General features: G+C 38.5%; 12 protein-coding genes. 11 read left to right on the forward strand and 1 reads right to left on the reverse strand.

Translation table 11 applies throughout. From position 1 onward, the window contains the following. Nucleotides 1–30: 30 nt before the first annotated feature. The 8 genes from G585_RS18270 to G585_RS0114205 all read left to right on the forward strand — a co-directional run bounded on the left by G585_RS18270 (nt 31) and on the right by G585_RS0114205 (nt 8,665). Nucleotides 31–1,245 (forward strand): site-specific integrase, encoded by a 1,215-nt coding sequence (locus G585_RS18270; protein WP_022775876.1) that lies wholly within the window; start codon nt 31–33, stop codon nt 1,243–1,245. Between the two features lie 274 nt (nt 1,246–1,519). Beyond that, nucleotides 1,520–2,248 carry a MerR family transcriptional regulator gene (locus G585_RS0114175; RefSeq protein ID WP_022775877.1) on the forward strand — a complete coding sequence of 243 codons (729 nt, stop codon included), beginning with the start codon at nt 1,520–1,522 and terminating at the stop codon, nt 2,246–2,248. 207 nt (nt 2,249–2,455) lie between these two features. Then, the gene (locus G585_RS0114180) at nt 2,456–4,372 is read left to right on the forward strand and encodes an EAL domain-containing protein (protein ID WP_022775879.1); all 1,917 of its coding nucleotides are present in this window, start codon (nt 2,456–2,458) and stop codon (nt 4,370–4,372) included. 39 nt (nt 4,373–4,411) lie between these two features. Next, complete coding sequence (locus G585_RS19140; protein ID WP_026664016.1) at nt 4,412–5,785, forward strand: sensor domain-containing diguanylate cyclase; 1,374 nt, start codon at nt 4,412–4,414, stop codon at nt 5,783–5,785. Between the two features lie 215 nt (nt 5,786–6,000). Continuing rightward, nucleotides 6,001–6,444, forward strand: coding sequence for a MarR family winged helix-turn-helix transcriptional regulator (locus G585_RS0114190; RefSeq protein ID WP_022775880.1), 444 nt, complete (start codon nt 6,001–6,003; stop codon nt 6,442–6,444). Further along, a complete protein-coding gene (locus G585_RS0114195; protein ID WP_022775881.1) occupies nt 6,437–6,913 on the forward strand; it encodes a GNAT family N-acetyltransferase in 477 nt (158 codons plus the stop codon). The genes G585_RS0114190 and G585_RS0114195 overlap by 8 nt, the downstream gene beginning before the upstream one ends. Nucleotides 6,914–6,936: 23 nt before the next feature. Next, the gene (locus G585_RS0114200) at nt 6,937–7,491 is read left to right on the forward strand and encodes a DUF5714 domain-containing protein (protein WP_022775883.1); all 555 of its coding nucleotides are present in this window, start codon (nt 6,937–6,939) and stop codon (nt 7,489–7,491) included. A 268-nt stretch (nt 7,492–7,759) separates the two neighbouring features. Next, a complete protein-coding gene (locus G585_RS0114205) occupies nt 7,760–8,665 on the forward strand; it encodes a hypothetical protein (protein WP_022755918.1) in 906 nt (301 codons plus the stop codon). On the opposite strand, the gene G585_RS0114210 is transcribed toward G585_RS0114205, so the two are convergent. Then, nucleotides 8,653–9,546 (reverse strand): LysR family transcriptional regulator, encoded by an 894-nt coding sequence (locus G585_RS0114210; RefSeq protein WP_022762002.1) that lies wholly within the window; start codon nt 9,544–9,546, stop codon nt 8,653–8,655. The two genes, G585_RS0114205 and G585_RS0114210, sit on opposite strands and share 13 nt — an antisense overlap. A 127-nt stretch (nt 9,547–9,673) precedes the next feature. Here G585_RS0114210 and G585_RS0114215 point away from each other — a divergent pair, with 127 nt between their 5' ends. From G585_RS0114215 to G585_RS0114225, 3 genes are all read left to right on the forward strand, one after another. Further along, nucleotides 9,674–10,711, forward strand: coding sequence for a YeiH family protein (locus G585_RS0114215; RefSeq protein ID WP_022762003.1), 1,038 nt, complete (start codon nt 9,674–9,676; stop codon nt 10,709–10,711). Nucleotides 10,712–10,871: 160 nt separating this feature from the next. Further along, complete coding sequence (locus G585_RS20135; RefSeq protein WP_022775885.1) at nt 10,872–11,075, forward strand: YoaK family protein; 204 nt, start codon at nt 10,872–10,874, stop codon at nt 11,073–11,075. 94 nt (nt 11,076–11,169) lie between these two features. Then, nucleotides 11,170–11,495: MarR family transcriptional regulator (locus G585_RS0114225; protein WP_022775886.1), on the forward strand; the 326-nt coding region annotated here is incomplete at its 3' end.

Consider the following 11,495-nt stretch of genomic DNA (forward strand, 5'->3'; position numbering starts at 1 on the left):
ACCCCTTAGGTTGATTAAGGAGGATCAAATATGGTTGGCATCAAAATGGATTCGAAAGGAAATCGCTTATTTAAGGGCGAGAGAGAAAGAAAAGATGGAAGATATGAATATAGATATATTAATCATATGGGGCGGAATATAAGTGTATATGCAGCTAGACTTAATCAGCTTAGACTTGAAGAAGCTAAGATAGCCTATAAAGAGCAGATAAGTATTTTGTATGAAGCGAGAGAATTGATATTAAATGATGTATATGAGTTGTGGGTATCTGGTAAAGTTGATCTTAAAGAAAATACTCTTTCTGGGTACAAGCGTATTTATGATTCTTATGTGCGAAACAACTTGGGGAAAAGAATCATAGAGGAGATAAAGACAGCAGATGTAAAAGCATTTTATATAAGATTAAAAATGGATAGAAGTCTGTCTGCGGCAACTATCTGTGGTATTCAAAATGTTCTTTTTCAAATTTTTCAATATGCAGTTGATAATGATGTTATATGGAAGAATCCGGCAAATAGGGCAGCTAAAGAGATAAAGAGAAATCATTCTAAACATAGTAGTAATAGAGAAGGAATAGGAGAAGAGGATGCAAATCTTCTTTTGGATTTTATCTATAAAACCCCTGGGTTTAGAGACTGGTATCCTATAATCTATGTCTGTATCAACACAGGGTTACGTCTTTGTGAACTGATATCATTAAGATGGTGTGATATTAATTTTTCCGAAAACTATATAGATGTAACTCATAACGTTACATACTATGCCAGAGCTGGAGAGCATGCAAAGTATCATTTATCCGAAGGAACGAAAACAATAGCTGGAAATAGGAAAGTTCCTTTTGATAAAAAAGTGGCAGCAGCATTTGAGATGGAAAGAAAAATACTTAAAGAAAAGCGGATTAGCTGTAATCAGATCATAGATGGATATACGGATTTTGTATTTCTAAATAAGAATGGGAAGATTTTTAATCAGACTTCTATCAACAGAGCGCTGAGCAGAATTGTTGATGCATATAATGGATATGTCGAGAGAGAAGGATTAGAGAATAGAGTATTACCACATCTTACAACGCATTGCCTGAGACATTCATATGCAATCATACTATGTGAGAGAGGCGTAAATGTTAAAGTTATGCAGATGCTCCTTGGGCATAAAGATATATCAACAACGATGGATATTTACACTAAGATTTCTGAAAAGTATGTTTTGCGAGAGTATTCAAGGGTATTTATGAAAGTTACTTGAAATCATTTTTGCATACAGAGTATATTTAAGTAAAAGTAGGAATTGAGAAGAATATTTGTAATCAACGTTGGAGGTTATGTGGGCTCCAGCACTAAGAGTGAGATTGAGTACGCGATAGCTCACGACAAAGAAGTCAGATACCTGGAAGAACCATGACTATTATTGGTGAGAAGTATAGAGGTTTTACTACCTCTATATTTTTTTCTGAAATAGTGTTGACTCTAACGTTACGTCATGGTTTAAGCTATAGTTACACGTGAAGGAGATAAAAGCCATGAAGACAGTAAATGAAGTAAGTAAACTGACTGGAGTGAGTATACGCACTTTGCAGTATTACGACCAGATAGGACTCTTAAAGCCGGCAGAATACACAGAGTCTGGCTACAGACTGTATGACGATGCAGCACTGGAGAAATTGCAGCAGATTTTACTGTTCAAAGAGCTGGAGTTTCCGCTTAAAGACATAAAAGAAATAATAAACAGATCTGATTTTGACAAGAAAAAAGCACTGGAGCAGCAGATTGGCCTCCTGGAACTCAAGAAGGAGCACATTGAGAATCTGCTCAATCTGTGCAAATACCTTAAAGCGAGAGGAGTGAAAAGATTGGATTTTACAGCATTTGATAGTAGTAAGCTTGATGAATATTCAAAGAAAGCCAAAGAGCAGTGGGGACAGACTCCCGAGTATAAAGAGTTTTCGGAAAAAAGCAAGAATTGGACCAAGGAATACGAGAGCAGCCTGATGGCTGATTTATCCAGAATTTTCGAGGAGTTCGGACCGATGATCAGTAAGAATCCGGCTTCCGCAGAGGTTCAGGCTCAGGTCAAGAAGATACAGGACTTCATCACAGAGAACATGTATAAATGTACTGATGAAATTCTTTACGGCCTTGGTAAGATGTATGCAGGCGGTGGAGAGTTCACTGAGAACATCGACAAGATGGGCGGCAAAGGAACCGCAGAATTCGTATATCAGGCAATAAAGATTTATTGCGGTAAGTAAACAATTTGTGTTTTAATGCGGTGGGTATCAATGGTAGATGCTCACCGTTTTTTGCGGTGTTTTGCAGGAGCTATACACAAGGCAGTATTATCTGCTTGTTGTGTAATGTGTTTATAAAGGTTTAATTTGTTATCAGTATTGCGTTTGTATTACAATAAAATAGGAGTAGTATGTAAGCTGTTTGACTGAAGCTAATGGAGAAAACTAGTGTTTAACTGGATCAGCCCTTTCAACTATGACTTTGCTATAGCTGCAATTCCTATTCAGATTGTACTGCTTGTTTTCTATGGAGTAAGAAGAAATCTTCCGATAAGGCAGAGTTCTTGCTTCTGGTTTGTTATGTTTGCAAACCTGATAATGACATCCGCTGATATCATATCTTGTGAAATGAATGAGATATGGTATGAGTATCCACTCTGGGTGATGTATGCCATCAATCATGCATATTTCCTTGGCTTTATTGTCAGAGGTTGGGCTCTGTTTGCCTATACAGCAGAGTCATCTCATAGTCACAAAGGCAATTGGATCTTCGGGATTGTAACTGCGCTGCCTGCCTCAGTGGCAGTACTTTTGATCCTTTCTACGCCGTGGACATCTGCAATCTATACGATTGCAGAGGACGGTTATCACAACTGTGCTCTGTATAAGACTATCTATTTCAGTACATATTTTTACATTATTATTTCCCTCATTGTCGTAGTTTCCAGCTGGGCAAAGCTTTCAAGAAGAATGAAGGCGGGCCTTCTTTCCTTTAATCTGCTTCTCTTGTTTGGAATAATCATCAGAAAGCAGTTCTATCACATGCTTGTTACCAGCTATTTTAGTATTCTTTCTATCCTCATAATTTATCTAACTTCCGAAAATCCAGATTTGTATAGGGACAATAGGACAAGGCTTCTGAACAAGGCTGCTCTTGACCTGATTGGTCTTGACTATTGGGAAAGAAAAGTTCCTTTTAGTCTCATGACAATGGCAATCCATAGCTATGAGGAGTCAAAATCTGTTTATGGAATTGCACAGGTAAATGACGGTCTGAAGGCTATTGCTGCATGGCTTGTAAATAACTATCCTAATTGCAGCACTTTTTATACCAGAAATGGTAACTTTATTCTTCTTTTCAAGGGACATCTTCATGAGAAACCGGAGAAAATAATGGAAGAGTGGAAAGAAAAATATGAGGCTCTTCAAAGATCGTATTACGGCGTAGTACAGATGAAGATTTCAGCAATGCTGATACCGGATTCTATAATTGATGGAGGAGAATTGATTGCCGGAGATCTTGCAAGATATGCAGTAGCCAATTCCTACAATGAGAACAGGCGTGGCAATTATGTCTTCTCTGATGAGATGATCAAAGGCGTTGAAAACCAGAAATCAATAGAGAGAGCAGTAAAGGACGCTATCGCTGATAACAGATTTGAGGTTTATTTTCAGCCTATTTATTCAATCAAAGAAGACAAGGTTATGGGAGCAGAGGCTTTGGCCAGGCTTAATGATCCAAAGATGGGATTCATTCCACCGCTTGATTTCATACATGTTGCGGAGAAGAACGGCGATATCATGGAAATCGGCAGGCAGATATTTGAAAAGATATGCAATTTCCTAGAGAGGATCGATCCGAAAGAGCTTGGAATTGAATTCATAAACGTTAATCTATCGCCTATACAGTGTATGAGCCACAGCTTGACAGAGGAGCTGGCAGGTATTGCAGCCAAGCACAATATCCCAATGAGTATGTTTGACTTTGAGATTACTGAATCTCTTATAGATGATTACGATATGATCCAGATGCAGATAGCCGGGCTTCAGGCTATGGGAGCTGAACTTTCGTTGGATGATTTTGGTACTGGGGCTTCCAATATATCAAGCCTTATGACACTGCCTATACACGTAGTAAAGGTGGATATGACATTTACAAGATCCTTCTTCGCAGGAAAGGCGGATTTCCTTCCTGACCTGATCAAGCTGTTCCAGCATTCAAACATGGAAATAGTTGTTGAAGGAATTGAAACGGAAGAGATGAAAGATAAGATGGCAGAGATGGGCTGTGATTATGAGCAGGGGTATTATTTCTCAAAGCCATTACCGCCTGCGGATTTTATAAAGTATATGGAAAGCAGATGAAAGAAATGCGATAACTTCTTTTGTGGGGAGGTATTTCTCTTGGAAAAATACAGATATAGCGATGAAGAACAAAACCTCTTAGAAAAGAGCACAATTCCATTTGGGATATATCAGGTTGTTGACAACAAAGTCGTTACGATAGTCCTGTCAGAGGGGTTTTTCGAGCTGTCGGGATACAAAGGGATGGATAAAAAAGATGTTTATGACCTGATGGATAACAACATGTATCGTGATGCACATCCGGATGATCTGACTTCTATAGGCGATGCAGTAAAACGTTTTGTGACGGATGGTGGAGTATATGATGTGATTTACAGACTAAAAAGGGATGGGGAGTATAGGATAATTCATTCTTACGGCAAACATATCTATAAGAAAGATGGAACAAGACTTGCTTTTATCTGGTACACAGACCAAGGAGCCTTTGTTGGTGACGAATTAAATGAAAATGAAGATTTATCAGGAGAATACCAGAGACTCCAGCAGGAGAATGAGCGTCTTAGAAAAGAGGCTGATGCAAATAGAAAGATATTGAGTCTGAAGAAATCAGTTTCAGATCTTTTAACCAACATGCCTGCCATGACATTTTCAAAAGACGTGGATACTGGAAAATATCTTGCATGTAATCAGGCTTTTGCTGATTATGCTCATAAAGATACTCCAGAGGGAGTTGTGGGCCTGACTGATTTAGAAATCTTTGACGAAGATACTGCGCTTCATTTTATTGAGGATGATAAGAAAGCACTTGCGATGGACAGACCATATATCTTCTACGAAGACGTTCCTGATGCTGCAGGGAACCCCAGGCAGTTTCAGACTACAAAGCTTAAATTTACAGATGATACAGGCAGAGAGTGCCTGTTAGGACTGTGTCAGGATGTTACAGATGCAATGCGTATTAAGCGAGAATATACTGAAAAGCTTGCGCTTGTACAAAATATGGCTGAAGTAGATGCTCTTACCGGTATTAAAAATAAAAATGCTTATAAGGAAAGAGAGAATCTGATGAATGGGAGAATTCAGGAACATCGTCAGCCTGAGTTCGCCATTGTGGTACTGGATGTAAATGATCTGAAGAGGATTAATGATACAGAAGGACATGAAGCAGGGGATAAATGTATATGTGATGCTTGCGAAATAATCTGTCGAACCTTTAAACGCAGTCCTGTCTACAGAGTTGGTGGTGATGAATTCGTGGTTATTTCCCAGGATGAGGATTATGCTCGAAGCGAGGAGTTGGTTGAGTTAATTACACAACATAACGAAGAGGCTCTTTTAAACGGCGGACTTATCATTGCCTGTGGTATGGCAAAATATGATAAAGAGACCAGTGTGGCTGAAGTATTTGAAGCTGCAGACAGAAGGATGTATGAAAACAAAAAACATTTAAAAACTCGGAAAGATAATGGATAGAATATAATCATAAGTTAGAGACGTGACAAGAGTCCGGTTCATGATGAATCGGGCTCTTTAAACAGCTATTATAAGTCTACAAATCCTTCGAATTCGCCATTGCCAACATAGTAAATATAGATATTTCTCGCCCAGGTTGAGGCTTTTTTATATCATAAAATAGTTGACAAATACAACTAATGATTTTATCATTTAAATCCATAGGAGGGCATTCGATGGATAAGGTAAAACTATTTCGAGAAAGTACCAGAGAATTAGAACGTAATCTTGAGAAGCTAAACAGTTCTGATTGCTGCCAATGTAACGTTAATACATCTCAATGCTTTCTGGTTATTGAGATAGGTAGAAAACCTGGAATATGTGTAAAGGAACTAGCTGAACTTCTTAAGATGGATAAAAGTGCTGTAAGCAGATCTGTAGAAGAACTTGTCCAAAAAGGATATGTTTTGCGAGAACCTTCAAAAAGGGACCGTAGGTGTGTAGTGCTTAATCTGACTGATGAAGGAATGGCAAGATTCAATACAATAGAAAAAGATATGAATTTGAAGTTTGAGAGAGTTTTTTCGATGATTCCAAAGGAAAAACAGAGTCAGGTTTTAGAGGCATTAAATATCTATAATGATGCGATAAAAAAATCGGAGGTGGAATGCTGTGATTAGAGAAATGAGAGATGAAGACTGGGGGACAGTATCAGAGATTTACAAGCAGGGATTAGAAGAGGAAACATCAACTTTTAATACAGAGTGTCCTAGTTTTACTGAGTGGAATGAAGGTCACGTAAAGAATTGCAGGTTTGTTTTTGAGGAAGAAGGGAAGGTTGTAGGCTGGATAGCGTTAAGTCCTTCTTCGAGTAGGTGCGCATATAAAGGCTGCGTTGAAATGAGTGTATATGTTGATAGAAACTATAGAGGTCATGGGATAGGAACAGCTTTGGTAAATACGATTATCAAAGAAGCTGAGAAAGATGGATATTGGAGCATATATTCTGCAATATTTTCAATTAATAAAGCAAGTATAGCCTTACACAAAAAATGTGGTTTCAGGGAAATTGGCTATAGGGAAAGAATAGCTAAAGATCGATTTGGAAAATGGCAGAACACAACTCTTATGGAGTACAGAGCTTCATAATTAGTTTATAGGAGAAGCTACTTATGACTATTGAAGAAAAAGCAAACAGGATTATTGAAGATATACGTAATGAAAAAGGCGTAAATCCTATCAAGATGTTTAAGTCAATGGCAAAGAAAGCGTATATAAGCATACATGGGCCAGAGCATCATATATTAGATGGGGCATGTCTTTTAATGGCTTATCATAATGCTGGTGGCAAAATAGATATAGACTATGCCTTGGAGAAGCTTTTGAAAGAAGGACTTCGGATGCCGGGAGCAATGTGCGGACTGTGGGGAATATGCGGAGCGATAACATCTATAGGAGCAGCTCTTTCTATTATTGATGGTACAGGACCACTTTCTGAGGATGGCACATGGGGAGATCACATGGCATTTACATCAAGCGCCATAGGAGAGCTTGGCAAGATAAATGGCCCAAGATGTTGTAAAAGAGATGCTATGATTGCGTTCAAGCATGGAATAGAGTACGTAAGACAGCACTACGGTGTGCAGATTGAATATGAGAAGCAACACTGTGAGTTCTCATCGCAGAACCAGCAGTGTATCAAAGAAAGATGCCCTTTCTTTGGATAATGGAAAGCTTTTTGTTCCGGACGATTTAGAAATTATGGAACTTTGAATTTCAGGTTAATAGATTAAAGGGTTAAGGATTATTAGCTGTGAAACGAAAAACAACAGACGAGACCCTTGCGGAGTCTTTCTTGGAAAGAGTGTCAGTAAATGTGCTATTTTTAAGTAAGGAGGAATCGCGATCATCACATTGATTGCATGTTTTTTATAGAATATGTATAGAGTCAAGAGAATAATACCATACGCTTGTACAGTTCTGTTAGTAGCGCTGATGACACTATTTGCAGAAACTTTAAATGAGAAGGAGATTATATTTCCTGAGATAACAGCATTAGCAGTTGGATATATGGTGGCAAAAAATAGAAGCTGGAAGGTTAATGGAAAGCGTATGCTTTCACTGATAACAGGCTGTGCGATAATAGGAGTGTGCATTGTAAGATTTGTTCCGTTTGATACGTATATCGAAGTGATTTTGGCATTCACAATCGCTCAGGTAATCTTTATGTTTTCAGGAACCACGTTTGCACCATTTGTCTCAGCAATAGTGCTCCCGGTGATGATGCATACTACAAGTATAGTGTATCCTATAGCTGCATTTGTACTGACATTACTTGTAATATTGTTTCATAAACTTTTTCTATTTCAGGGAATCCGAGCAGATGAGGAATATGTTCCTGTGATGCTGAATTCCAGGGACGATATGGTAGATACTTCCATTAGAATCCTTTGTGTGACAGTAATAGCCGGTGTTGCATTCAGAACGGGTTATAGATTTGTTGTGGCACCTCCGTTACTTGTGGCATTTACTGAGTTTTCCAGGCCAAGGAACAAAACAAGAAATATGCCAGTCAAAACGGTGGCAGTGATAACTGTGTGTGCCATAATTGGTGTGATTTCAAGATATTTCTTTGCTATTTGGATAGGGCTTCCTATTACGATTTCAGCAATTGTTGCTACAAGTGGTATGCTTATCGTTATTCATTTTACTAAGATGTATATGCCACCGGTTGGCGCTATTACCATGCTGAGCATGATAATATCTGAAAGCGTACTAATCACATATCCGATTCAGATTTTTGTAGGAAGTAGCTTGATTCTTTTTCTGTCCCGGATGATTTTCATGAGACGGCAGGATAACAAGCTTTATGAAAAAGAACATGAACTTCATGCAGAATGAGTTATAGGTTGTATTTCTTCACATATTGCACGGATCTCTTCACTGAAAACAGTATCTTTGGGCCAGATGAAGGTAAAATCATGTTTTACCCTAAAGTCGTCAAGGGGGATTGTTTTCAGATATCCGGACTGCAGTCCTGATGCAACCGCTGCTTTATATAAAAAGGTGATGCCACAATCTTTTTCAATAAGGCTTATTATGGCATGCATGTTCTCCACCTGGGTAAAATTCCTAAAATCACTTGTGGAGTAATTGTTCAGGGCAAGAGCTCTTTCCAATATATTGCGCGTTCCTGAACCGGGTTCTCTTATAAGAATTCGCTCGGGAAAGAGATCTTTTATCACGCGTGGCTTCTGATTGAAAGAGTGCTTTGCCGAACAGACAGGAACGAACTCTTCTTTGCTAAAAAGCAGCGTTTCATAATCATTTTCAGGGAAATATCCTTCTACAAGTGCAAAATCTATAACACCGTCGGAGAGTTTTTTAAGAAGCTCCGATGTGTTGCCAAATGTAATCTTAAGATTAGTATCCGGGTGATTTTTTATGTAATCACTGATCGGATCAGCAATTATGTATTCTCCTATGGTCATGGTGACACCAAAAGAGATGTCTTTTAAGCCATGGTTATTCTTTGAAAGTATTTCTTTGAGACTTTCATCATCATTTTTTATCTGATTCATTTTTTTATACAGGAGTTTTCCGTTATCAGTTAGAAAAAGTTTTTTTCCATCCTGAGTAAACAGCTTTGTCCCGTATTCATTTTCAAGATGATGTATGTGCTGAGAAACAGCGGGCTGAGTAATATTCAGCTCCTTAGACGCCTTGGTGAAATTGAGGTGCCTGCAAACACATAGAAAGGTATCTATCCTGAAATCCAGCATAATCAGTCCTCCCTAACGATAAAAAATGTTTATGGATATATAATAATATATAATTTTATCTTTTTCAAAAGACAGAATAGAATAAGACCTGCGAAAGAACAGATTAAAAAGAGAGAGAGGTCTTGAGATGGATTTTTTGAAAAAGAATTACATGGGAGTAATAGTATGCTTCACTATTGCAGTTCCTTCATGGCTCCTGGGAAAGCGCTTCCCTGTCGTTGGCGGAGCGGTGATTGCAATCATTCTGGGCATGATAATAGCCCTGTTCTGGAATGACAAGGGGAAGGCGGCTGATGGAATAAAGTTTACATCAAAGATAATTCTGCAGGAGGCTGTTGTCCTCCTTGGATTTGGTATGAATCTTTCGGTCGTTCTTCAGACCGGGAAACAGTCACTTCCTATAATTATCTGCACGATTTCAACATCGCTTATCCTATCATGGATTCTTCATAAGGTTATGAATATCAAAGGAAACACAGCTACTCTTATCGGAGTTGGCTCATCAATATGCGGCGGCTCAGCAATAGCAGCTACGGCTCCTGTCATTGATGCGGATGATGATGAAGTGGCACAGGCAATTTCTGTGATATTTTTCTTTAACGTGCTGGCAGCACTTCTTTTTCCTTCGCTGGGAAAGCTTATAGGTTTTGATATCACAACAGGAGAGGCTTTCGGTATTTTTGCGGGAACTGCAGTTAATGATACTTCTTCCGTCACCGCAGCTGCATCAACCTGGGATAGTATGTGGAACCTGGGGAATCAGACTCTTGATAAGGCAGTTACGGTCAAGCTTACAAGAACACTGGCTATCATACCTATTACACTGGTACTTGCGTATCTGAGGGCAAGGGAAGCAAAAAAGGATGGAAGTTCGACAAATGGCTTTAGCTTTAGAAGAGCATTTCCGATGTTCATAGTCTTCTTTGTGATTGCTTCAATTATCACAACTATTTGCTTGAGAGCAGGTGTCCCTTCTTATGTTTTTAAGCCACTTAAGGAACTTAGCAAGTTCTTTATAATAATGGCCATGGCTGCTATTGGCTTGAACAGTAACATAATCAAACTAATTAAATCAGGTGGGAAGCCGATTTTGCTTGGCGGCTGTTGCTGGATCGGAATAACAGTTGTCAGCCTTTTGATGCAGCATGTAATGGGAATATGGTAAAAGAAAAATAGGCGTTGACAAATACTCCCCCCTAGTATATATAAAAAATGACGATGAAGAAATCGTGGACGAATTATTGAAGACGATCCGTAAACTCATGAAATAAAAGAATTACATTCATGAGTAACTATTCCGCGATAATAAAATATGTAGGAGAAATATGCAGACATCTGAGAGTTTTCGATTAAGTGCATTATTATCCTTTTCAGGAGGATTACAGGATGCGTATACATATAATATGAGGGATAAAGTCTTTGCCAATGCACAGACCGGCAATGTTGTTTTAATGAGTCAGAACCTGATGCAGGGTAATTTTATGCAGGGGTTACACTATATGTGTCCGCTTTCAGGTTTTTCGAGATGAATGATAGAACATAAAATCCGAAGTTATGATATGTGTGCATGACACAAATACTCCTATATCGTAGTATAAAACTACGATATAGGAGTATTTAATTATGAAGACAAATGGTGGATTTCTTGTTACAAAAATAAAACAGCTGGGTGATCGTATATTTGAAAGGATACTGGCAGAAAAAAACATTGATGCATTTAACGGAGCTCAGGGAAGGATTCTTTATGTCTTATGGCAGGAAGATGGTGTTCCTATTAAAATTATTTCCGAGAAAAGCGGACTTGCAATTACTTCACTTACAACCATGCTTGAGCGGATGGAAAAAAACGGACTGATAAGCCGCAAAACTGATGAAGCTGATAAGAGAAAAACTCTTCTGTTCCTCACAGATAAAGCCAAAGAACTTAAAGAAGCTTATGACTCCGTATC

The organism is Butyrivibrio sp. AE2015, from assembly GCF_000420825.1.
Classification (GTDB): Bacteria; Bacillota; Clostridia; order Lachnospirales; family Lachnospiraceae; genus Butyrivibrio.

Bases quoted from the DNA above. Each gene is read 5' to 3' on its own strand.
- G585_RS18270 (WP_022775876.1), top strand. From the start codon at position 31: ATGGTTGGCATCAAAATGGATTCGAAAGGAAATCGCTTATTTAAGGGC.
- G585_RS0114175 (WP_022775877.1), top strand. From the start codon at position 1,520: ATGAAGACAGTAAATGAAGTAAGTAAACTGACTGGAGTGAGTATACGC.
- G585_RS0114190 (WP_022775880.1), top strand. From the start codon at position 6,001: ATGGATAAGGTAAAACTATTTCGAGAAAGTACCAGAGAATTAGAACGT.
- G585_RS0114200 (WP_022775883.1), top strand. From the start codon at position 6,937: ATGACTATTGAAGAAAAAGCAAACAGGATTATTGAAGATATACGTAAT.
- G585_RS0114205 (WP_022755918.1), top strand. From the start codon at position 7,760: ATGACACTATTTGCAGAAACTTTAAATGAGAAGGAGATTATATTTCCT.
- G585_RS0114210 (WP_022762002.1), bottom strand. From the start codon at position 9,546: ATGCTGGATTTCAGGATAGATACCTTTCTATGTGTTTGCAGGCACCTC.
- G585_RS0114215 (WP_022762003.1), top strand. From the start codon at position 9,674: ATGGATTTTTTGAAAAAGAATTACATGGGAGTAATAGTATGCTTCACT.
- G585_RS20135 (WP_022775885.1), top strand. From the start codon at position 10,872: ATGCAGACATCTGAGAGTTTTCGATTAAGTGCATTATTATCCTTTTCA.